Annotated in this window: 17 protein-coding genes and 1 pseudogene; 2 read left to right on the top strand and 16 right to left on the bottom strand. The window is 38.9% G+C overall.

Going from position 1 to position 23820, the window contains the following annotated elements; genetic code table 11:
- Positions 1-177: 177 nt before the first annotated feature.
- The 11 genes from ACFVRY_RS28710 to ACFVRY_RS28760 all read right to left on the bottom strand — a co-directional run bounded on the left by ACFVRY_RS28710 (position 178) and on the right by ACFVRY_RS28760 (position 15183).
- Positions 178-477, bottom strand: a complete 300-nt coding sequence (locus ACFVRY_RS28710; protein ID WP_387503666.1) for a hypothetical protein — start codon at positions 475-477, stop codon at positions 178-180.
- 311 nt (positions 478-788) lie between these two features.
- Entirely contained in the window at positions 789-2744 is a 1956-nt protein-coding gene (locus tag ACFVRY_RS28715) for a TniQ family protein (RefSeq protein ID WP_387503667.1), read from the bottom strand.
- Between the two features lie 102 nt (positions 2745-2846).
- On the bottom strand, positions 2847-3788 hold the full coding sequence (locus tag ACFVRY_RS28720) for a TniB family NTP-binding protein (protein WP_387503668.1): 942 nt from the start codon (positions 3786-3788) through the stop codon (positions 2847-2849).
- Entirely contained in the window at positions 3781-5850 is a 2070-nt protein-coding gene (locus tag ACFVRY_RS28725) for a hypothetical protein (RefSeq protein WP_387503669.1), read from the bottom strand. The genes ACFVRY_RS28720 and ACFVRY_RS28725 overlap by 8 nt, the downstream gene beginning before the upstream one ends.
- Positions 5831-6598, bottom strand: coding sequence for a hypothetical protein (locus ACFVRY_RS28730; protein WP_387503670.1), 768 nt, complete (start codon positions 6596-6598; stop codon positions 5831-5833). The genes ACFVRY_RS28725 and ACFVRY_RS28730 overlap by 20 nt, the downstream gene beginning before the upstream one ends.
- Before the next feature lie 102 nt (positions 6599-6700).
- Positions 6701-6889: a hypothetical protein gene (locus ACFVRY_RS28735; protein WP_387503671.1), complete on the bottom strand. Its 189-nt coding sequence runs from the start codon at positions 6887-6889 to the stop codon at positions 6701-6703.
- 341 nt (positions 6890-7230) lie between these two features.
- The gene (locus ACFVRY_RS28740; RefSeq protein ID WP_387503672.1) at positions 7231-9012 is read right to left on the bottom strand and encodes a TniQ family protein; all 1782 of its coding nucleotides are present in this window, start codon (positions 9010-9012) and stop codon (positions 7231-7233) included.
- Between the two features lie 463 nt (positions 9013-9475).
- Positions 9476-10120, bottom strand: coding sequence for a hypothetical protein (locus ACFVRY_RS28745; RefSeq protein ID WP_387503673.1), 645 nt, complete (start codon positions 10118-10120; stop codon positions 9476-9478).
- A gap of 1388 nt (positions 10121-11508) precedes the next feature.
- Positions 11509-13497, bottom strand: coding sequence for a DUF3732 domain-containing protein (locus ACFVRY_RS28750; RefSeq protein WP_387503674.1), 1989 nt, complete (start codon positions 13495-13497; stop codon positions 11509-11511).
- Between the two features lie 2 nt (positions 13498-13499).
- Positions 13500-13976 (bottom strand): three component ABC system middle component, encoded by a 477-nt coding sequence (locus ACFVRY_RS28755; RefSeq protein WP_171721100.1) that lies wholly within the window; start codon positions 13974-13976, stop codon positions 13500-13502.
- The gene (locus ACFVRY_RS28760) at positions 13966-15183 is read right to left on the bottom strand and encodes an ABC-three component system protein (protein WP_387503675.1); all 1218 of its coding nucleotides are present in this window, start codon (positions 15181-15183) and stop codon (positions 13966-13968) included. Before ACFVRY_RS28760 ends, ACFVRY_RS28755 begins: the two co-directional genes overlap by 11 nt.
- Before the next feature lie 322 nt (positions 15184-15505).
- Here ACFVRY_RS28760 and ACFVRY_RS28765 point away from each other — a divergent pair, with 322 nt between their 5' ends.
- Entirely contained in the window at positions 15506-16633 is a 1128-nt protein-coding gene (locus tag ACFVRY_RS28765; RefSeq protein WP_387503676.1) for a hypothetical protein, read from the top strand.
- A gap of 336 nt (positions 16634-16969) precedes the next feature.
- Here ACFVRY_RS28765 and ACFVRY_RS28770 read toward each other — a convergent pair.
- From ACFVRY_RS28770 to ACFVRY_RS28780, 3 genes and pseudogenes are all read right to left on the bottom strand, one after another.
- Positions 16970-17209, bottom strand: a pseudogene (locus ACFVRY_RS28770) (helix-turn-helix domain-containing protein); the annotation flags it as partial.
- Positions 17210-17536: 327 nt separating this feature from the next.
- The gene (locus tag ACFVRY_RS28775; RefSeq protein WP_387503677.1) at positions 17537-18322 is read right to left on the bottom strand and encodes a TrmH family RNA methyltransferase; all 786 of its coding nucleotides are present in this window, start codon (positions 18320-18322) and stop codon (positions 17537-17539) included.
- A 634-nt stretch (positions 18323-18956) separates the two neighbouring features.
- A complete protein-coding gene (locus tag ACFVRY_RS28780; RefSeq protein WP_286155114.1) occupies positions 18957-19655 on the bottom strand; it encodes a potassium channel family protein in 699 nt (232 codons plus the stop codon).
- A 95-nt stretch (positions 19656-19750) separates the two neighbouring features.
- Here ACFVRY_RS28780 and ACFVRY_RS28785 point away from each other — a divergent pair, with 95 nt between their 5' ends.
- Positions 19751-19990: a small acid-soluble spore protein SspI gene (locus tag ACFVRY_RS28785; RefSeq protein WP_387503702.1), complete on the top strand. Its 240-nt coding sequence runs from the start codon at positions 19751-19753 to the stop codon at positions 19988-19990.
- A 122-nt stretch (positions 19991-20112) separates the two neighbouring features.
- Here ACFVRY_RS28785 and ACFVRY_RS28790 read toward each other — a convergent pair whose 3' ends face one another.
- Positions 20113-21699 carry a peptide chain release factor 3 gene (locus tag ACFVRY_RS28790; RefSeq protein WP_387503678.1) on the bottom strand — a complete coding sequence of 529 codons (1587 nt, stop codon included), beginning with the start codon at positions 21697-21699 and terminating at the stop codon, positions 20113-20115.
- Between the two features lie 439 nt (positions 21700-22138).
- Complete coding sequence (gene zwf, locus ACFVRY_RS28795) at positions 22139-23689, bottom strand: glucose-6-phosphate dehydrogenase (protein ID WP_387503679.1); 1551 nt, start codon at positions 23687-23689, stop codon at positions 22139-22141.
- Positions 23690-23820 lie beyond the last annotated feature (131 nt).

Consider the following 23820-nt stretch of genomic DNA (forward strand, 5'->3'; position numbering starts at 1 on the left):
TGTCCCTTAACCGCTGGCATAAAAATGCACCCCCTAGAATTTCATCGGTTAAACCAGGGGTTTAATCCAATGTCTATTCTAAGGGGTGCACTTCAGCCGGATTTAAGGCAAAAGGGGGTTTTTTGAGTTATCTCTCTATTGAGAGTTCACCGATAAGGATTTACATTAACTCCGAACCTATTGCTTAAACACATGATCCAGAAGCACTTTCATAAAATCAGGGTTAAATCCTTTTTCCTTAGCAATAAAATCACAAAATCTTGGTTCATCTGAATAATCATTTCTTTTAAAGAATGGATATGGATCATCTCGTGTATTCAAATCCTTGCCTTCCTCACACCCAGCAATTCCGGGGACATCCAAGTAATCCTGGACCCAGCGTATAGCTCTAATGTCATTTCCGAACAGCTGAACAATATTAGGATGCTGATTTTCCAATAATAATTCAACATTCCGAGCTACTTTCTTGTTATACATTAAGCATATTTTCAAAATGTAAATGAGTCGTATCAGCTGTATAGTCTTCGGCTCTTCTATGAGTATGCCTTTCCAAGAAGGAAATCTTCGAGTTGTCAGGACCTCATGATCTTTTTTATAACTTGCAAGTCGTTTAAAACTCTTACTATACATCCGGTTATAATAGTTGTCCAATGCGGTGCGGCCAATACTTGATATATCGAGGGTTACTCCAGGAATAGCTAATCCATTAAATGATCTTTGTAATCTAAATAGAATGACAATTCTTCATCATAAACATGTTTAGACATTTTCTCGTGTGTTTAATACTGTCATTTCTCTGAAGCTGTCGTACTCATGTAATACTTCTCGATAAGTTCTTGAATATAGGGATCTTTTCGGACTGTCGACGTGCTAACTCTTAATTTTTTTGCAATCGCTTGATTAGTGATCTTTTTTCCCGCGGCAATCAAATCGTCAATTATTAAACTTGTTTGTTCTGCACGGCGCATCGTTATATGTTCGATATACTTTATTTTATGAATTTTTAAATGTTCTTCTTCCCAACCCTTATACTCAGGATAATATTTCACAATCCATTCCCTACTCTTTCCAATTGTTTTAAAAAATTCATCCATACATAATCCTCTACTTTGATATCTTTGCTTTACATAATTCTCAGCTTTTTGATAAAACTCCTCACGGAATTCCATGTTTTGCTTATACCTATGTTCTTTTACAATTTCACTAAAGCTATTCATTCCAACCCATTGCAAATTAACATTAAGTAAGTTAGCAAGAGATGTGTTATTTATCACAGTTTTATTCTTTTTCAACTCATTAAGAGCAGCATTAACTACAGAAGTTTGTAATTGCAACTTAGCAGATGAAAAAGCAATATGTTCCATGACCTCCTTACTACCATAGTAATAAAAAAAGTCCCTCCTTGCCCATCCATAGTTTTTATTTGCTTCCCACTCTATCTTCTTGTTAAGGGCGATCAATTTTACAGAAAACTTCGGATCTGAAAATTTTGGTTTAAATTCATTTATATATGACTTTGAAATAAGTCCTCTATTAGCAAAGTACCCCAACCATCTTAGTACTTTCCGCTTTGGTATACCTTCTTCTTTTTCTATTTTATTGATACTATACCCGTCTTCCAAAAGGGGAAGTACAGTATGGTATCCTTTGGATATGTAACAATCTATTTCACTCCAAACCTTTCCTCCAATTATCCCATAAGACATGCTACAATCAAGACATATAGCAGGGTCAAAAAATGCTATACCGTTTCGATTTATTTTATTATTACATTTTTGCAAATCGACCATTGAATCATTATATTGATATGATTTACACCATGGTGCCAAACATACTTTTATACTTTCCCCTATGCGTTTTGGAACAAAGTTAGTAGAAAAATTTTGTAAGTATTCAGGTGGTATAACAAGATTTGAGAATTTATCCAGCGATATATTTTTTAACTTGATAATTTTAAATGTACGTTTTAATGATGCTACATAATTGACCAGATTTTGTTTTAATTGTTGTAGCATTAGTTTTTTTTCTTCTTCTATTAGAGATATTCCGTTCTGATTAGAAACCTCACCTTCATTTTCAATTACGTATATGAGCCTTAAGCAATATGCAAATCTGTCCTCAATGAATGCTGGAGTAGAGGAAATATCTTCTCCAAATAGATATCTCCAGGATTCATATAGATTCAATTGTTCTTCAATAGTATCTGATGATAATTTTTCACTTAGTTTTTGATTCTTAGAAGATAAGTCTTCCTCACATCTTTCACAATATCTACGCGATAATTCTTTTTGATTTATATAAGGCTGGATATGCTTACAATTATCACATTGTTTTTTTAAATTAATATGATGAACATGGCATATTTTTATATCACGTACTTGCCATATAAGAAGATGAGTAACTCCTTCAGATAAACACATTGGGCAAAAAAAACGATTTTTAGAATTTAAAAGCTTCGCAATTGAAATATCGCGAGAAAATTCTTTGAAAAGATTATAGATTGGTTGCATAGTCATTTTCATTATAACTTTTAAAGGTTGATCAACTATCTTAGAGAAAAGGCCTAAATTGGCATAAGATTTTGAAGAGAAGTCGTATGTACATAACCCCCTCCCGCGACTTAATTCCTTACGGATTAATTTCACCAACCTAAAAAATGGAACACCGTTCATATATGCAACTCTCTCTAAATATCCAGTCAGCGATTCAAACTCTATAGGCTTTGGTCGAATACCAAATTTCATTATTACACCTCTTAAATCTGATTGTTAAAATCACATAAAAAAGTTGCAGTAAGCTAAACAGCTTCGCTGCAACTTCAATACTTTATTCTTAATTCCAGCTCATCAATCTATCAGAATCATTTTCTCTAGTTCCTCTTCCCCAACCTCACCGATAACATTGATATAAGCCTCCTCCAAAACTAACCCCAGATCTAACACAGCTGTCTCCTCGTCAAAATCAGGTTCAAACACTCCCAAAAGAAGAAAAGCTTCCTGTAGAATCGGTGTAAGATATCCGACTAACCCGTAACTAATCTTGTGAAGAACTTGTGGGAGGGGCATATCTGCAGACAAATCCGATAAAAATAATGGTTTTGGTGGCATTAGTTGTTCCTCTATCGAATTTAGCAAATGAAGAAATTCATCATCACACTCTTTAAATCGCTCCAGTTTTGTAGGAGGGTTTCTGCGGAAGTACTGTGAGTCCAATTTTCTCAACTTTTCAATTTCCGGTGTACCTACACAAATAACGGATACTCCCCCGTAGTTAGAAAGATGCTTTATCGCACTCATTGCCTCTTCATTTTTAACATAGCGCGATGCCAGTATATGATCCATTTCATCCAAAACAACCATTTCAACCTTTTGTTTATCCAGTAAGGTAAAAACCTGTCTTTTAACGTCACCCATAGATGGCCGACCTGGAATTTGTGGCGCATTCAAGCTATATACAATGCTTTGGTAAAATTCCATTATGGTAAATGGATCAGGTAAATCCACGTACAAGACAGGCCGAATATCTACTTCATCCCCTATCTCATCAATATGGGTATACCCTTCATATTTCTCTGCATATCGCTCCATCATTTGAGTCTTTCCCACCCCAGAAAGTCCAATTATAAAACGATGCCTAGGAGAACTTTTTCCTCCTTGAAACGAATTGTGAAGACGTATAGAATCCAGTAGTGACCAAATTTTCTTTACCTTTGGATGCAGGATATGAAGATTTGCAACCCGTTCTGCAAAACTTGTCTGAGATTCAAAAATTGTTGATTGTTTATCCAATGTGTTCATCTCCCTTGTTTTTGAATTGCGCTAACATCTCTTTAACTGATATTTTCTTAGGTGATTTTACCGGAGCTGGCGGCCTTGAGTTTGGAAGATCCATGTTCATCCGTGCTGCCTGTGCTCTTTCTTTTCTTCTAGTTTTCGCCTTCTGCAGCACTCTTTCTGCCAGCATTTCTTTAGCTTTCTTAATACTTTTAACTCCAGGAATCTTCCGGGCTTCCAACAGTCCTTTTTCTTTCAATATTTCTAGGGCTTTTAAGAACGTGTATCGATTCATGCCCTCCGTTTCTTCTAACAGTTCCCGTTGTGGTCTTAACTCTAAATATTCTCCGGTCTCTGAATCTAGTAAATATAAAATCGATACATCGCTATGATCGTATTTAATTTTGTATTTGAACGCTCTTGGTTTTACTAAACCTTTAACCTTACTAGTACTTTTGTAAATAATATTTTCAAAGCGGACACCATCACGTGTGTATGGCCTAAAGGTTACCGGCAGCAACTCCATTCGATAAAACTCTTCATCTTCCTTATCAACCCATTCAGGAAAACCTACTTTTTGTAACCCGTCATAATATCTCTTTATGGGTACTGGTGAAAAAATCGGAAGTCCTTTGTGAACTTGATAATGGTAGACATCAGTGATATAGACAGTTAAAATCTCTCGAATATCCTCTAGAGTATAAATCGCCTCAGCTTCTGAGTCATAATCTCCTTTTGCCTGAACACTTCCTTTACGGGTACCAGCTAATCGGTGAATAAGTTGAGCATTTATGGTACCGAAAAGGCGTTCAATGGCTCCACCATACCGAGGTGTTTTGACCGGTCGATATTGAGGTTCTGATTTCAATGTTTCTTTAATCATTCGTTTAACATCTGCATTCTTGAATTCCGGGCCATTATCAGTGTAAATAATATTGGGAATTCCACATACATCCCATTCATTTATTGTGTTATACTTCCTCTTTACATTTTTAAAGAACATTCCATGCATAAGAGCTTGTCTGACTTTATTTGCTGAAGGAGGTTCAAAGGAAACATCCATGCACCATACCACTCGGCTGAACAAATCCATTCCAAGAGTTATCCAGGGTCTTCCGATAACGAGTCCGGACCTTTCATCCAACACATCAATATCCAGTTGTGTGTGATCAATTTCAACAATATGTAACGGAAACATAGCCTCTTGGTTAGAATATCCTCGGGTTACTTCGTTGTAGGCCTCGTCTCCTTTTCGTCCCTCCCTCATTCGTGAGCGAATTTCCGGACTTAGTCTCTTTAATATTTTATATACCGTGTCATAACCAGGAGCCTCAATTCCCTTTCTACTACATTTAACTTCAATCGATTCGAACACGGTTGTAGCTGTATCCTTCTTGAGGGTGAGATACTCTTTCTCAATTACCTCCTTGATAATAGGTAGTACTTCATCAAGCAGCTTAACCCTTATAGTATCAAGAACAAGATCTGGTTTTTTAGGGTGACATATCTCTAAGACTTTACAATCTTTCCGATTAGAATTTTGGTTAAATACTTTAGGTATTAATCCTTGCTCACCTTGATTAGGGAGCGAAGACTCTTCTTTTCGATATTCTTTAAGTCTTCGTTTGATAGTCCGATTAGATAAGTTGTATACTTCGGCCACTAAATCAATTAAACATTCTTGTGACATTTTAGTGTATGTCTTCTGTTCGAAGTATTGACCATATTTACTTTTAAGTTTAGTTAATGCTCGGAAATCCCCACTTTTTGCTTTTTCTAACAACAAGATCGGTTCAATTAAATCAAAGCGATCTTGAACTATTTTTTTTTGTTTTTCATCTAAAGTGTCGAGTAGTGAAACATACCTTTTCTCTTCTCTTTTTTGAAGAGCTTTATCAATCAAGGTATCAGCAGAATAAAATGTTGATTGATTGATAAGTTCAAAATAATTGAATTCTACTTCTTCAACAGATCCTGTAGCGACAGCAAACACTTTCGGCGGATCAATCTCAGTCACCTTATATCTGATCCCATCTAACTGAAACTCCATATTCTCCTTAAAACTGTGTAACTTCATCCAGATAACCTCCTGGCCGAAAAGCTAACTCAAATGGATTCATCACATTGCCTACTGAAAATCTACTTTGTTCTGAAACTTTTTCAAGGATATTAACCCCTAATTGCCCTTTAGTTATAAGGTGGAAAATAAGTGGAAGGATAATGCGATAGTCTGTTAATCCGGAGAAACTTAAGGCAAGCTCAATAATACTAGCACCTTCTAAATAACTTGCTTTATTCATCACCTGACCAATCCATTGTTTATAATACTTCCGGGATTTTCGGAATTGGGATAAGAATTTAAGGTTAATCAATACTTTCTCTGGGAGAGTCTTAGGATAAATCACTTGGTACTTCCACTCTGTTCTTTGAGCATGTAATGAACATGCTCGATTGCATCGCAAGAATGTTTTTGATTGTTCCTTAGGCGTTTCTTTGATTTGTACAAGCAGGGGTAGTTGCTTTTGCCGGAAAACAAGGGCGTCTGGTACATGCATCCAACTTTTCACTTGTCCTTCAGAATCAAGATGCTTGATTGCTATTTCAACAGGCTGGACATAGTATCGAATAACTTCTGGATCGAGCTCAAGTAAATAGTAAAACAATTTTTCATTTAAGGAATGATACCCCATATCACGATCTTCCATTTTAGTGCTTTTTATTTCACCTATAATATGCGGTCTCTGCCAGCTAATTTTATTATCGATACGTCTCTTGGGGGAGTAGAGTCGATCTTCCAAGATCCAATCTTTATGCAACCAGTCCATACTTTTTCTCTCACTCTGCTTTCGTTTAATGGGGCTTTTTAAGAGTCTGGTTCACGTCATCTAAGTTAATCATGTAAAAAACAATTTCTAATTAAGCATCATTTAATCAAAATCTAACAACTTTTCCACATTCTCATTCGTCCAAAGCTTCACTTCAAAATCCACCCCCTCGCGAGTAATGAAAATCCTGAACTCTGTTGGCGTTTGATTTCCTAGTTTTTGCGAGAAGTATATGCTAACGATTTGGGACAACTCTTTATAACTCAAAGTTATGATTGTATTCTCACGCAAATCTCTCTTCTCCTCGCTAATTGATAATTATATCATCATTTAAGCCTTTAATTTGTATTTTTATACATGTAAACCAAGATATACATTTAATGTATTTAATGAATTTATAAAGTCCACTAAAACACTGATTATTTGATGCACATGTAATTCATGATTTACAATTCTTTTTTTAAAAAAAGGACTTTCTTTCCTTCTGAGTAGCTTTAAATCGCAGTGACACTCTAAAAAATTCAATAAAAACGAAAAGACTCACAGAGTAGGATTCTGTCGATAAATCCTACTCTGTGAGTCTTTTAACTTTGTTCTTTCAGAAAAAAACCGTGTAAATTATTAGCAAACACTCAACTCAATAATACGTTTTTGTTACTCTTAATCTGTTTTATTAAATGCGGTGCATACCTTCTAAGTGATGCATAATCAGTATGGGTAGCAGCATAGAGATTTTTCATTTTCAATCTCTCGCCCTTATGTTCTTCCAGGTATCTAGTGACTTTCTGCTCTATCTTCATGCTGACTTTTCCGCGCTTCATTTCAAACTGCTTCGTTCTATAAAGTTCTACTATGTCTGAGCAGCCTTTGTTTCTGATGGTTGTGGCAGAAGCTCCCCACGCTTTAGCGACCGCCGGTAAGTTTATGACGGCATCACGTTCTAAAAGTTTCATGCAGGTATTATTAATATTCGCTCTAAAAATCGGATCACTGTCTTGTGTTTTTGGCTTTGTGTACGATTTAAACAACGCTTGAACAACCAGAGGGTGATAACGATGTACTAAAAACTGGTCATAGTTAACCCACTCTTTCGAAAAGCGAATTTTGGCTAAATCTATTCCTTTATCAAGTTCCTGAACAAACTTTTCTAACAATTCCTCATTAATAACCGGCTTTTTAATACCATCCAGTTCAAGTACGTCACGAATCTGAAAGTAAGCAAGAACACGCTGAATACGCCCTCGCTTAAGACCCATAACCTTTATTCTTTCCGGCCATTTAAGTTTACTGATATTTCGATTTAATAAGATCTCATACGCCTTTATAAAATAGGAACGCTCTACAAGATGATTGTCCTCATCTAAGGCATACTCGCATCCACAAGAAGGACAGAACATACAATAGGATAAAGATTTCCCGCCTTTCTTAGTATGAAAGATTCCTGTCGAAATTAATTCTCCTCTTACCCCATACCGTTCACACCAGGGGGCTATGCAGGCAGTACCTGCAGCTATCTCTCCAATACTTTTCTCATGAAGTGAGTGTATAAATCCCTCTGGTACATTTAATTCAAGAAAATCCCGAACATGTAAGTTCGCTGCATAAAGTACAGAAAACAGTGCAGTAATATGTACTGCGCATTTTTTAGATAATGTACCTCTAGCACACTGGATTAAATACTCCAAACATCCAGAGTATCGACTTTTCCGTATCAGTTCTTTATTATATTTTTCTTGTTGGCCATTCAATATATACACCATTTTAATTGCAATTTCGGATGGAGTAAAACTTCGACCAGTATACTCAATAAGATGTTTCCAGTTTTCAATTAACCATGCTTGTTGTTTTACATTACTTTGATCAATTATTTCTCTGCTATCTTTAACTTTGGATAGATATCCACTACAGTAGGGGCATCTGTTAATGACTCGGATATCCTGATACAAAACAGAGCAATGACAGTGTCCACACTTATTCATCAACTGTTTATTATGTTCAGTACAGACGTCTACACCTTTCAATTTCCAATGTAAAGATATAGAATTTGTATTTGCGATACATTCAGGACAATAATGTAGATCCTCACGTAACATCCCCTTTAGTACTTTACTCTGCTCGCCGTTTTCTGAGTCTGTAAAAGTTCTAATCAAATTTGTAAAACTGCTTCTATTCACATCAACTCTCGTTAACCCTGTCATCTCACAAAGCTTATCAATATTCAACATACTCGCTGGAAAAAAATCCATACGTTTTAAATCTCCAGAATGAAGCAGATAGTCCTCGTTTCTTTTAACCATTTCGAGCAAACCTACAATATCTCTTCCATTTGTACCTGCTGCTCTTGTTAGATAGCTAGACAGGGATTCGCATTTAGCTAATTTACTCCGGATTGTAAATCGTTTTATTATACTCACCTCTACCTAAATTGAGGATTACATCACTTACTCTGATGTACTAAAATACTCTTTAGAACACCACTTTATTTGCTCTGCTCTACTCTTCTCGTGAAAATTGATTAACTGGTTTAATACGAATATTCGCTGAACAATATCCTGGGTGAAATACAACTGCCTCTTGTAATAATTAATTTCCCGCTGATATGGAAATGAAGACCTCATGTTTTTTCATAGATCGAAAGTAGTTGTATGTGAAGGTCGAAAATCTCTTTATATGACACAATCAAACCCCTTTACTCTAGATTCAAAAGAACTTTTAACATTATCAACGTTTGAATCTAAAAGTATACAAAGAGTCCTACTTTATCAATTTGCAAGATAAAAAGACATCTATCAGAATTTAACTTCTGACGGATGCCTTAATTAGTATTGCGTGAATTTAATTATCTCTTTTATACTTATAGATATATCCTTCTCGCTTTTATTTCATTAATCTTTGCATTCTCAATTCATTTCTATTCTTACACTTGCGTTCATCCTGGTCTTTTTCTTTTTTCTTCTCTTTCAATGCTTCCTCTATGATATTTTTGACTAATACAATCCAACGAAATCGTCCAAAATAAGTGTAAATTATCAAAATCAAAAAGACAGCAATAAAGTAAATATTCATCTGTAGAGCGTTGAATGCTGCCTTTGTAACTTTAAAGTATTCCGAAGCCATTTCATTGGTTTGTTTTATTAAATTTTCAGTTCTTTCATCAGGTTTCATATTTTTATTTATTTCTTTATTTAATTCTTGATTAGCATTATAAATCCAATCCATCGGTTTCATTGTAAAATTGATTTGAGTATTTATAGATGTAAAAATCATAGTAAAAATTAATGCTAGAATAGCAATAATAGACGTGAGTTGCTTATAATGTTCGAATTGAGTATCAATGCTAGCCTTAATGGAGACCATTTCCGATTCTGTGTGATCCTTTACTAAATCACTTCTTAATTTATTTATATCTCCTAGTTTTAGAATACCTAACCCCCAAAAACCCATACGATACTTTTTTCTAATGTACTTACTTGCTGTTTCCATTTCATCAAGTTTAATGATTTTTGGATTTTTCTTATTCAACTGCGATTCCCCTTTTAATTCAAATTATCTACAAATAACCCAATAAAACTAACTGTATAAAAATATTAGGCCAAAATCCATCTCACATTTAAGCAGAAATATAAGATCTAAAGATCCATTTATTATATACAACCGTAATCCAGTTTTTGGAAGAAGTCAATTTGAAATTACGAACTAACGATCTTGTTTTTACATATATAGTTTTATAATCATTAAAAAATCTATGTGTTGTGTGTATTTTCTTTTTAGCGCTTCGGGACCGCTGGCTTATGTTCTCTTAATTTTTCTCCTTCGACTCCGTTTGGTAGCCATTTTTCAGGATGCAATGGCAAACGTATGTTCTGTGTACTCATTTGGATATATGATATAATAATATTGTGTAAAGGAGTAATAATGTAGAGGGGGCGGGCATCTCGCAAAACGTTGTCAACTGAAGAACCGCATTTAAGAACGGCCTGCAAGAATTAGTACACTCACATTTAAAAAATGTGACATAAGGTGTTTGTCACCAGAAAACTGTGACAAAAACGTGAAATTAATCACCTTTATGGTTTGATCATGCTGTGGATTACTTGTGGATATAACGTGAATAACTATGGGTAATCCTTGCCTGGCACGGGGTTTGAAAATATGGTTTACAAACACAAAATTATAAGTTAATTTAATAATGAGGCGGACATGCAGTACCTTGCTCTGTGTTATGGAGGGAGGGATTGCCTTGATAAATCTTATCTATCTGCTTAGTGCAGTTGTTGGGATCACAAGTGGCATAATAGAGTTAATTAAATTCGTGCATAAGATTTGTTCTCGAATATTTAATTACTTGAGCAAACGAAAAAAGCACTAGCCCACTAAGCTAAAGTGCTTTTTCGTAAGAGAAATTGTTTTGCCATCTCAACAGAGTCAAGGCTGCATTTACACTCTAGTAGGCTGCGTTCTCGCGAGGATCGCAGTCTTTTTAGTTTATAAATAAACGAGACACTTGAGTGCAGTTGAAACGACCTTTTTTGCTATTAAGTTTTGATTAATAGCATCACTGTTATATTTGAAATTATAATTGATATTTCAAAAATATTCTAGACCATTTTTTGTACCAATTTATGTAGCTTTTATCGAACAAATTATTTACCAGTTTTCGAATCAATTTCCGTTGTATATTTTATTATTAATTTTCCTTCTATTTTTTTTGTTTTATGACTCTATTCTTCGAATACAATTTAACACCTTCAGCTCTTAAAAACCTTGTTTATTCTATGTTTTATTTTACCCAATTATGATAAATCCACACAGAATACGTTAATATTCAAAACATAAACACTTAGCAAAGAATTATTCCTTTTATTATTCATTTTACAAGTATTGCATTTAGCCTCAATGCTTAAAGGAATTTATGTCAGCCAATCTTTAGGAATCAATGCATTATCTTCTGACGGATCATCGTCTCTCCATCTCTTTACAACATGTACAATATGCTCATGTGACTGCCATGTAATCTCGTCAGCATGTTCAATAAGGATTATTTGAGTTGGATTCTCTCTCCGTGGACTAAAATGATAATCAAATGCGGTAAATATTTTTTGTACCTTTAAGATATCTTCTGGCAAATAATCTATATCTGATAATTTTTGAAGTTTATCAGGAAAGTATACTTGACTGGGTTGATCAATCACTAAAAACTGCGGGACTGCATTCCAATCAAGATTTGAGAAGTGATCATGCAATGCAAGCATCGTAGCGATATGATATCCCATCCAGTTTGCTCCGCTCCCAATTTCCCAGAGAAAATCTTCTCTCCCTCCTGATTTCTTACGTAAAGTTAAATTAACAGTATCTAGTAAGATAGTGTCATCAGGGTTTTCGACACCTAGATGCTTTGCATACCGCATTATATCTTGCGAAACCCTATCGATCTGACGTTCTAATTTATCCTTGAGTTTTTTAGGATCAATTTGTTGTTTGATACTATTAACTTTCTGCTCAAGTTCAAAAATTTCTATTTGAAGTGTGTCATCCTCATTTACTAAAACATAATCTTCTAATGCCTTTTCCAATCTGCCCAGAAATCTGTATACTTCATTCTCGGTTTGCCTAATTTTACGCAGCTCCTCTGATCTGACTTGAAGCAGTTCTTTCTGCTTTCGCACAGTATTTAGTGACCCTTCAAGTTCTGAAAGCATAGTTTTTCGTTTTATAATTTCCCTATCTAAGATGCCATAGGAGCTTTCTATGAAGTTGGATGAAGCATTAATTTTCTCGAGGTGATCTTTTAAGTGCTGAAGGTCTTCATGGGCTTTATTATTTACTGCCCCACAAAATATACAGACCTCCGCCTCTCCAACCAAATCTGCCAACCATCTGACGGGTTCAATTCTTTCTTCTTGTATTTTTAGTGAACCATGGAACTGCCCTTCTGATTTATACAGATTTGTAAATTTATATAACTTATTTCTTTGTGTTCCAATCTCTCTGGAGATTTCGATCTCATTTTCAGTGAGTGCATTCAATTCATCAACTGCCCTCTCGGTAGCATTCTTTTCAACTTGTAATATTCTTCTTGTTGGTGAAGTAGAAATCTCCTTAAGATACGTGATGTATCTATACGCAGCCCAATGTTCAGAAACATCAGGTGCATTATGAAGTAAACCGTATTCTCTAGCTTTTGAATAATAATCCCTCAATTGAAGAATCCAGTTATTTGAGATACGCCTCATTTCATTGCGGATCTTTTGTTTTTTCTGCAACTCTTGTTCCAGTAATTTAAGCTCTTGTTTAAGTAGTAAGGTTTTCTTATCGATTGCGCCAAGTACCAAAGGGAAGATATTTTTTAATCGCTCTTGATGTTCAGCAGTATCCGCTTTAAAGAAAAGGGTATATGGATTAGCTACAATATGCTGGGGTTGAAATTGAAAAGCAGAAAAATCTCTAAAACTAGCCCTCTTACCAGGAGAGTCGCTGTCTGAATTATCGGAGAGTGTAAGTTGAGGCATGCCAGATATCTCATTAAGTTTGTTCTTAAGAGACTTAGTATTTGTCTTTCCATATGGTCTTGGTAGCTCATTTAAAATTGTTATTTCATCGTCTATGTATACCTCTGCACTTTGGATGTGAATCCCTGGCTCCTTACGTGCGATGAGCATTCTCTTTGAACCGACTACAATAACAAGCCCAAACCACTCTGTTTTCTCACGAATAACACCAACCGGAATTGTACACTTGCTACTTCCCAGACAATAATCAATTATTGGAATAATTGAAGATTTCCCTTTTTGGCTATCCCCCGTGATTATATTTACCTTATCCAGTTTAAAAATAAGTTTTCTCGTTTGCTTAGTAATATCTTTCGGCCAAAGAACAATTTGCTCTATTTTAAAGTTCATAATTAAAACCTCACTTTTAATAACACGCTTAATTGATTTAATTCAATTGTAGCAAACCAGTAACCCAGCCGTTTTGCAGCAGCCAACATTTTATGTATACCTTCATTATGTTTATAGTCCGGGATTTTAGTCCGTACAGGGATAAACTGAAAGTTATTCTTGTCCAGTAGAACGATTTTTGCAGAACTACAAACATTTAAAGACTTAAAAGTTATGTCGCTCATTGTTTGCATTCTATTTTGAACCCCTATAAATAGCGCCATTTCATCATTCAGAGCGTTATAAAGACCGCCTTTCTTGTTCCTTTTATAAATGTTTTCGACAAAATCTTGATTAAACAAGATTGGCAAAACTAGCATTATATGCGGAAGTATAGGGCCTTCTTGTTCCGCTGAAGACTTATAGAACTCATTAACAAAAGTCCAAAGCAACAGGGCGCCTAGGGCAGGATTTTGAACAGCATCATATTCATTTAGCATTTTTATCTGTTCCCCCTAAGAGTTGAGCATACTCTGGATGCCACCCAACCAACATCTGATTCGCTAAGTGATGATAACTACCACGTGTCAAATAGGACTGTTCAGTAGCCACCCCAGCCAAGCTCTCATTATGGTCAAGGGTCTCAGACAGCACCTCAAGTCCAATGAGTTCCCCCAATGTCTGAACATCATCACTAGTACGCTTTTTAATTTTAAATGTTTGTTTTTTTACAGAGTGGATTAATTGCCATCGCTCGCTCAATGCTTCATCAAAAAGCTCTAAGTCTTCCTTAGTCAAATTACCAGCTACGCTAAAACGCGTCCGTTCAGTTGCGTTACATAAATAATCATCAATTGCATCAATTAGTAGATCATCACTCTGTTCAAATGAAAGCAAGTAAAGTTGCCTTACAAATAGTTCATTCATATAATGATTTCTCTCACCATCTGAAACTGGCATAAGGCTTTTAGCTGTTTCAATAAATGGTCGGATTTTGTATTTTGTTAAGAGTCTATGATAATAAAGAGTAAATAATTCTCTCTGTAGCCAAGCCGGCTTTCGATTTCTCCACGCATTTAAGGCACATGAGTGTATCCAACCTAACAATCCGTTATATACTTCATCGTAAGGTACATCTGAAGGAATTAATAGAAGTGAGCGCACTTGATCTTTTAATTCACTACCATGTGCACCATCAGCACTATCAGAAACAACTATATTTTTTATTAATTTCAGTAAAACTGTGTCCTCACTCTGACAAACTTGTTTACCAATTTCAGAGATATAATCGGGTAATGTGAAGGCTTTCCTCCTCAGTTCTTCCAAACATGCCTTAGCATCAATGTCTGTTGCTGCCCTCCCCAATCTTTTAGTTATACCCTCCGGTAATATTTTATTGGTTACAAGATGAAACTGACATTGTTCTACGTTGACTTCATTTGATTGTATTGCCATGCACCATATTCTAAGGGTGTTCCAAAGGTCTTTACTGCTGTCCCCAAACGGAATGTTATCTGAGGTTGAATGCTTGTCTTGCTCCCGACCGGTAATCTCATTATTAATAGCTTTTATTACGATATCGTCTTCTGTCTCAATACCAATCTGAGATCCATCTGAGCTTTTGGCTAACCAGTACAAGGCCCTTTCTGGTTGAAATAAGTATCCAGCCATCTGGCCAGCTGCAGTGTGTTGTTTGGTACCACCCACGTCTTTCCCTCCCTTAAAACAACCTTTCTTCAACTTTCGACATTTCTCTCTCCTCCACCTTCCAAACAAATGTTCTTTTTATATAAATATACATATTATTGGCATTATTTTATTATTATGCTTATACATACAATCTAACTTTGCCTTGAATGCTTTTCCAGAATGATGTTCCGGCTCTACTTTAGTTTTGTACACCACTTTCCCTTCATCATATTGTTTAGCACAACTTGTTATAGACGACTTTTATGTGAATGGCATAACATATAGTTGAATCGTATATGTACGAAGGCTTTCATAATACATGAGAAGAGAGGTGTTTTTGATGATTACGAGGTTATCTTTCAAAGAAGGTGTTTTCATAGCTACAAAAGGGGAGTTTGGTTATCAAGATGTTCTTGATGATTTTCAATATGCAAAGCAGATCAGAATAGCGACGTTCAATATCTCTTTTTCAGAAAAAGATGACCCACTTTTTGAGGGACTTCAAAAACTCAACGAGGACGTTGATATCAAATTCGTTTCAAATATTCCTGCTCGAATGAGTTTTTATGCATCAAGCCCAAAAGGGAAGAGTTTTAAGGAAAGGGCCAGCGCGAATATTAATGCTTATCTTAAAAAGCTAAATCCCGCAGATTTTGATGCTGTAATTCTTCCATACTTCAACTTTAACAATCATTCGAAAATTATTGGTACCGAAAACATTATATATATTGGTTCAGAAAACTACTCTGTTGAAAGCAGCCAGAACTATGAATCTGGGGTATTAGTTAGCGATAAGGAGTTTATAGTAAAGCTGTATGAACTTTTTTTTGAAAAGCTTATTGATGAATCAGTTCCATACTTTAATGATGATTATGACCAGTTGCGACTCTTTACTATGAGTATTTTGACAAGAATGCTAAATCATTTTGAAAGTTATAAAGATAAGTTTTTTAGTGTAAATCGAGAAGGTATCTTCTACTTCATAGAAGACGAAACTAGTTTTACTGAAGATGATATTTACGTATTACTTCATGACCTTAATGAATTAAATAGTATACAAGGTTTAGTTGAAAGTATTGAATCTGATGACGACAAAACAATCAATATTCTGTCTTATATGGTAGACATATGCGAAAGTATGCATGCGGATTCCTTTATTGAGTTAATTGAATATGACACTAATTTCTATAATTATGTTATTTTCAATAGAGCTGATGAAACAATAGATATATTTGATAAAGAATACAGTGGTATTGCTGATGAGGAGTGGTTAGAGCATTACTTAGAAATCGCTGCAGACGAAGCTAACGATAAATTTGAAGAAATTTGTAATGAAGTCAGTGCGGATGTTTATGCAGTAAAGGATCACTTTGACGATATAATCGACAAACTTAAAGAATTAATGATAAAAATTAGAGACCTATCTGAGGATTCAGTAAATCCTGCCATTGATAATACTTCAAGATGACAATGATAGTTAAACAATAGCTCTATCATTTGTTTAACTATAGTAAACTATTAGTTAAATAACGATAGAGGCAGTCTATAAACCTGTTTAACTGGTTTTAGTCTGCCTCTCCTTTTTTTAAAAGCTCATTATCAAAAACAGATGTTTCTTCAATTCAAAAATCAAGTCAATGCCTCCAGTCTAATCTTTTTTTCAAATACAACAGGTTCATTTCCTCAGTCTAATACTTAATATTTTATTTTCTCCTGATAGCTATCCTACCCGTTAATGAAGCGATGAAAGTCTGATACTTTCTCTCCCTAAGATCACCTTCAAGAAAGTTCGTTGATAATTTTATTATGTAGGTGTTGCAACTGTTAATAATTCATGTTGCTCACTATGGGAAAGTTCTTTAATAGCTTGCACTAATTCACTGATTGTATTATTTAAATCCCCAATATTTGAATGTTCCCTCCCAGTAAAAAACCACTCATAAGAACACCTAAAAACAGTACAAATTGAAATAACAGTCTCTATTGCCGGCTTGCTTTTTCCAGATTCCAGATCACTAAGACTGCCTTGACAAATACCAATTTCATTAGCGAAATCCGTTTAATTAAGATTATAAATTTTTCGTAATCGTTTTATTTTCGACCCGATAATGTTAATAATAATCGCCTCCAACTACGAATTGTGCCAACAATTGTTCAACGAGCTTTTGCACCTGAAATCAGTTTTAGTCATTTAGAGCAGCTTTGATATTACTCAATGGAAATTTCAAAAAGTCCTGATAAATCAAGGGTTTCTTGACCATCAGGACTGAAATGCTTGTGCCAAAAATCGTTACAAACCTGTGCCAAACTACGTTCCAAACGGTGACAAGATGAATTACAACTCACAACATAAACAGGAATTATTGTTTAATTAACCCCGCTGACGCATCCCCTCAAACAGCAAAATCGTGGCCGCCATCGCTGCATTCAGCGATTCAGCCCGGCCAGCCATCGGGATGATGATGCTCTTGTCCACGAGCTGCGCGATCTGTGGCGAGATGCCCTTGCCTTCGCTGCCGATCAGCAGCCACTGGCTGCCGCGAAAATCGTGGCTATAGCACGATTCTTCGCCTTGCAGCGAAGTGCTTACCAGCAGCGCCCCGCGCTCGCGCGCTTGCGGCAGGATCTCCCCGAGATCTCCCTCTATAATCGGGAGATGGAACATTGAGCCCATCGTGGACCTGATGGTCTTCGGATTATACAGGTCGGCGCAGCCTTGACCCAGTATCACCCCATCCGCACCTGCAGCATCGGCGCTGCGGATAATGGTACCAACGTTGCCGGGGTCCTGCACGCCGTCAAGGACCACAACGAAGCTATCCTGCACAGACAGGATAGCTTCCGCCCCGTGCTGCTCCTTCCGCACAATGGCGAACACCGGCTGCGGTGTATTGGTGCTGCTGCATTTGGCGATGACCGCAGCCGATACACCGACCACCTCCATGCCTTGCACAGCCTGAAGGTGATCCTTCAGCTCGGCTGGCATCCCCTTATCGAGATCATAAGCCAAAATCTCCACATCAGCTTCCGCCAACAACGCCTCCTGTACCAAATGAACACCCTCAACGATATATTTATGAGCCTTGTCACGGTGCTTTTTCTCCTGCAGCCCGGCCCACTCTTTTACCCGCGTATTTTGCGGAGACATGATTTCCATAAGGTCTTCCTTTCATTTTCAAATCAACTAATAAAACCAATGGTAGTTGCTGAGTTAAGCCGCCACGGGCTCGGAAGGTTTTCCGACCGCTGATAACGGGAAAATATCCTGTTAATTCTTCCCTTTCCAGGCTTTGAGCATAAATAACGGGAATTTATCCTGTTAATCCACCTCCTCCATCGCTTAATTGGGACAGAATAAGGTGATTAACAGGAGTTTTTCCAGTTATTTTTAGAAAAGAAGCAGATTCAATGAAAATAACAGGAGAAATTCCCGTTATCCCAATGTCCTATAGAGTAAATTTGAGCCTTCCGGTGCATTTTGTCTCCTGGATGGATGAACTCATAATGACCAAGAGGCCATTTTGTACCTCAGGATACAAGAACGCCGTTATTTACATGTCTGAGTCATTAGTGGGGAATTATGTTCTGTTCTGTCTCTATATTCCCCCACAATCGGTTAATCATAAAGTCCTGAGACAACAACGACCGCAAGTCCAAACCTTCCTCAGAATAGACCGCCAACGGTTCTAAGTTTCTAATGTTCTTAATGTTCTTAATGTTCTTAATGTTCTTAATGTTCTTAATGTTCTTAATGTCTCCCTAGGTTCTACGGTTCTACGGCCCCAGTTCCCCTACAAATAAGCCATTTCCAACTTCGCCAGATTGTCCTTCCGGCCCACGATAACAAGAATATCGCCTTCAGCCAGACGATCCTCCGCGCGAGGCGAAATATTCATTTCCTCACCCTTGCGAATCGCCATGACGTTACAACCATATTTTGCCCGGATGTCGAGTTCCAGCAGGTTTTTGCCCAGCATCGGCCCGGATACCTTCATATCCAGAATGCTGTAATCCGGCGACAGCTCAATATAATCCAAAATATTCGGGGAAGCTAGATGATGCGCCACACGCATCCCCATATCCCGCTCCGGATAAATGACCTTGTCCGCTCCAATCTTACTGAGCACCTTACCGTGCAGCTCGCTTTTCGCTTTAACCAGAATCGCCGGAACCCCCAGATCCTTCAGGATCAGTGTCGTCAAAATACTCGACTGGATATCCTCCCCAATCGCGACCACCACCACATCAAAATTACGAATGCCGAGCGCCCGCAGCGCCTCTTCGTCAGTGGAATCCGCGGTTACCGCGTGGGTCACGATGGTCGATATTTCCTGTGTCCGCTGCTCGTCCGCATCAATTGCCAGCACATCAAACCCCATGCCGCTAAGAGCCTTGGCTACACTTGAGCCGAAACGCCCCATGCCGATGATGGCATATTGTTTTTTGGCCATATCCATGTACCTCCCGTTGCTGTCTGCATCTCCCCACAGTATAGCATAAGGCCTTAAAAACTTGAATTTTCAGCTCCAAGACAGGGTACATTATATCCTGTAACCCTTTGCTCAATTATTAAGGAGGTTGTATGATGCCAGTTACACTTGATTTGCGGCAGGCGGTTATTCATAAAGTGCATGGGCAGTCCGAAGGTGATCTCCGCAGCATGATCGAAGGTTCCATCGACGGTCCTGAAGCTGCGCTCCCCGGCCTCGGTGTGATGTTCGAGATCACTTGGAAGCACCTCGACGCCGCCAAGCAGGATAAGGTCATCGAACTGCTGCACGAAAATCTTAAGTCGATGACTCCCGGATCTCTGACCACTTCTTGATCTGGAGTGCCATCAGCCAAAAACCTCCGCAACATCAGGATGCTAGCCAGCAACCTGAGTGCGGAGGTTTTTCATCAATATCACAACAGATAATTATGGGAAATACAGTTTCTTGCTAAAAGTTAAGGAGCGGTCTCCAAGAACTTCGCTGTCGGATTCTTTTCCATAGCTGTACGCATCGCATACTCGTTCTCAAACAACACCACGTAGTTACCCTTCTTGTCTTTGACCAGTGTTGAGTTGATCCGGAATTTACTTGGGTCCGGCTCATTCTCGTCCACGATCCAGCGAGCGAACTGATAAGTCATTCGCTGCAGCTGTACGTCCACGCCATACTCACCCTTCATGCGGTAATCGAACACCTCGAACTGCAGTTGTCCAACTACGCCCAGAATGATATCGTCGAAGCTAACCGTACGGAACACTTGAATCATGCCCTCTTCGGTCAATTGGTCGACACCCTTCTGGAATTGCTTCGATTTAAGGGCATTCTTAATGCTCACCTTGGCAAAAATCTCCGGCGAGAACGTCGGCAGCTCATCGAACTCAATATCACCGGCTTGGCTCAGCGAATCCCCGATCCGGAAAATCCCTGGGTCGAACAAACCAATGATATCGCCCGGATAGGCTTCTTCGACAATATCACGATCCTGTGCTAAGAATTGCTGCGGCTGGGACAACTTGATATCCTTACCTGCCCGCACATGCTTCACACTCATACCACGCTCAAATTTACCGGACACAATACGTAGGAAGGCAATCCGGTCACGGTGAGCCGGGTTCATATTAGCTTGAATTTTGAATACATATCCCGTGAACTTCTCACTGGTTGGCTCAATGGTACCTGCAGTACTCCGGCGTGGTTCCGGCTTTGGTGCGAGCTCAAGGAAGTTATCCAGGAAGGTCTGTACCCCGAAATTGTTGATCGCACTACCGAAAAATACAGGTGTAAGCTCTCCCCGCAGTACTTTCTCATAGTCAAAAGCGTCGCCCGCTATGTCCAGCAGCTCGAGATCCTGGCACAGTTGATCATGCAAATATTCTCCGGCCATTTCGCGAATAATCGGATCACGGTAACTCTCAACCTTCTGCACCTTAATCACAGAGTGATCATCGCCTTGGAACAGTTCGACCTGATTCTTCATCCGGTCATATACTCCGCACAGCTCGCGTCCGGAACCAATCGGCCAGTTCATCGGCACAGAACGGATACCCAGCACTTGCTCCAGCTCTTCCATAAGGTCAAACGGGCTGCGGCCTTCACGGTCCAGCTTATTGATGAAGGTGAAGATCGGAATGCCACGTTTGGCGCAGACTTGGAACAGCTTGATCGTCTGTGCCTCCACACCCTTCGCCACGTCCATCAGCATGACCGCACTATCCGCCGCAGTCAGGGTACGATAGGTGTCCTCACTGAAATCTTGGTGACCCGGGGTATCCAGAATGTTCACCCGATGATCCATATAATCAAACTGCATAACAGAGGAAGTAACGGAAATTCCCCGCTGCTTCTCGATTTCCATCCAGTCACTCGTCGCATGTTTGCTGGCCTTGCGTGCTTTAACCGTTCCTGCCAGCCGGATCGCGCCGCCGAACAACAGCAGTTTCTCCGTCAAAGTCGTTTTACCGGCATCCGGGTGGGAGATAATCGCAAACGTTCTACGCTTATCCACTTCCTTCTGCAGATCCTGATTCGTAGCTTTACTCATTACACATATCCCTTCATATATAAAATTCATGGTGCTTTTTCAATTGCCCCAGGTTTGCATCAAATCGGTGATTTGCTCATTTTACATTTCCCTTCACTTGGAGAATTAATGAAATGCAAGCATCCTTTAAAGTATAACAAAATCGGGCAGAGATTATCTACATAAAAGCCCTCTTTGTAAAAAGAAACGGCTAACTCAGCCTTTGAACAAGGACAAGTATCCGTTTCTTGTAAAATATGCGTCTGATGTAACGCGCTAAGTCGATGTACTCTGTTATTCAAGTAGAAACGGCTTTGTCATCCTCTAAGGGATGGTATCCGTTTCAGCGAGAAATATAAAGATGATTCATAGCGTAAAACCTATAAATTCTTATATTTTCAAAAAATCTCCCTGCGATCTTCCGCAGGGAGATTTATACACACATGTACAGCTTCGTTGCTTAGTTATTCAACCGCCATACTACATTATCTTCTTCTTGGCCGTTCACCGGCCACCAGTGGAAACCTTCCTTTTCCAGCAGTTTATCCGCTTCAACAGGACCCCATGAGCCGGCAGGGTAGGAGGCCAGATCGCTGGAATCTTCCTTCCAAGCCTTCGCGATACGGTCCACGAACGACCACGCCGACGATACTTCGTCCCAGCGCGTGAAGTAAGTGGAATCGCCGCGAGCGGCATCATGCAGCAGACGCTCATAGGCTTCCGGCGAGTTGATGCCCACCATACAGCTTTGGCAGAAATCCATAGCCAGAGGCTGAATCTCGGATTCCGAGCCCGGTTTCTTGGCATTGATCTTCACATAGATGCCTTCCATCGGATTCACCCGAATCACGAGCAGGTTCGGTTCCAGCTTATGCTTTTGACCCAGATAGACATTGGTCGGCATGCCCTTGAACTCTACAACCACTTCCGTCGTCTTCACCGGAAGGTGTTTGCCTGTACGGATATAGAACGGAACTCCGGCCCAGCGGAAATTGTCCACGAATACGCGAGCAGCGAAATACGTTTCCGTGTTGGATTCCGGATCTACCTTATCTTCCTGCCGGTAGGCCGGCAGCGTCTTACCTTTATGCGAGCCTTCTGTGTACTGGCCACGCACAACGTTCTCGCGTACTTCTTCAGCGTTAGCGTAAGGACGGAGTGAACGCAGTACCTTGACCTTCTCATCACGGATATCCTCAGCCAGCAGACGGCTAGGCGGTTCCATGGCAATCATCGTCAGTAGTTGCAATATGTGATTCTGCCCCATATCCCGCAAAGCTCCGGCATGATCATAATATCCGCCGCGCTCTTCGACACCTACGGTCTCGCCGAGTGTAATCTGGATATTGGCAATATGCTTATTGTTCCAAAGCGGTTCGAAAAAGGCATTCGCAAAACGGATAACTTCAATGTTCTGCACCATTTCCTTACCGAGATAATGGTCGATCCGGTAGATTTCTTCTTCTTTGAAGACCTGACGAATCTGCTCGTTCAGTTGCTCTGCTGATTCCAGATCATACCCGAACGGCTTTTCGATCACAAGTCGGTTCCAGCCTCTGCTATCCAGCATACCGCCGGCTTTCAGGTTGCCCGACACGCTGCCGAACAGCTCAGGTGCAAGCGCAAGGTAGAAAATACGGTTGCCCGGAATCTCAAACTTGCCTTCAAGCACTTCAGTCTGGGCACTCAGCTCACGGAACCCGTCAATATTATTGATGTCCAGAGATTTGTATTCAAAATGCTGAACGAAGCCGTTCCATTCACTCTCGTCTTCTGCCTGGTAGCGACAGAATTCACGGATGGATTCCTTCACGTCTTCTCTAAATTCATCTTGAGTACGCGGACGACGCGCCACGCCAATTACCGCAAAATCATGTGCCAGCTTGCCTTCACGGTACAAGCTGTAAATAGCCGGGAACAGCTTACGCCGGGCTAAGTCTCCGGTAGCCCCAAAGATAAAAAATACAGCACCGGGTGTGTGCAGTGCATCAAGGGTTTGATTTTCAGCCATGGCTCCTCATCTCTCTGTATGTAATTTAGTTGACAATCATTCTCAACGCCGGGTACATGCATTAGCACTTTAACGGCGTGATGCCATTTTATCATATTCCGAAAAAGGATGCCATTACATTCCTGACAATT

Source organism: Paenibacillus sp. NPDC057934 (genome assembly GCF_042887565.1).
GTDB lineage: Bacteria > Bacillota > Bacilli > Paenibacillales > Paenibacillaceae > Paenibacillus_AQ.

What these genes read in the sequence shown, in the direction of transcription:
- ACFVRY_RS28710 (WP_387503666.1), bottom strand. Translation starts at nt 477, where the DNA reads ATGTATAACAAGAAAGTAGCTCGGAATGTTGAATTATTATTGGAAAAT.
- ACFVRY_RS28715 (WP_387503667.1), bottom strand. Translation starts at nt 2,744, where the DNA reads ATGAAATTTGGTATTCGACCAAAGCCTATAGAGTTTGAATCGCTGACT.
- ACFVRY_RS28725 (WP_387503669.1), bottom strand. Translation starts at nt 5,850, where the DNA reads ATGAAGTTACACAGTTTTAAGGAGAATATGGAGTTTCAGTTAGATGGG.
- ACFVRY_RS28730 (WP_387503670.1), bottom strand. Translation starts at nt 6,598, where the DNA reads ATGGACTGGTTGCATAAAGATTGGATCTTGGAAGATCGACTCTACTCC.
- ACFVRY_RS28750 (WP_387503674.1), bottom strand. Translation starts at nt 13,497, where the DNA reads ATGAACTTTAAAATAGAGCAAATTGTTCTTTGGCCGAAAGATATTACT.
- ACFVRY_RS28755 (WP_171721100.1), bottom strand. Translation starts at nt 13,976, where the DNA reads ATGCTAAATGAATATGATGCTGTTCAAAATCCTGCCCTAGGCGCCCTG.
- ACFVRY_RS28765 (WP_387503676.1), top strand. Translation starts at nt 15,506, where the DNA reads ATGATTACGAGGTTATCTTTCAAAGAAGGTGTTTTCATAGCTACAAAA.
- ACFVRY_RS28775 (WP_387503677.1), bottom strand. Translation starts at nt 18,322, where the DNA reads ATGGAAATCATGTCTCCGCAAAATACGCGGGTAAAAGAGTGGGCCGGG.
- ACFVRY_RS28785 (WP_387503702.1), top strand. Translation starts at nt 19,751, where the DNA reads ATGCCAGTTACACTTGATTTGCGGCAGGCGGTTATTCATAAAGTGCAT.
- ACFVRY_RS28790 (WP_387503678.1), bottom strand. Translation starts at nt 21,699, where the DNA reads ATGAGTAAAGCTACGAATCAGGATCTGCAGAAGGAAGTGGATAAGCGT.
- zwf (WP_387503679.1), bottom strand. Translation starts at nt 23,689, where the DNA reads ATGGCTGAAAATCAAACCCTTGATGCACTGCACACACCCGGTGCTGTA.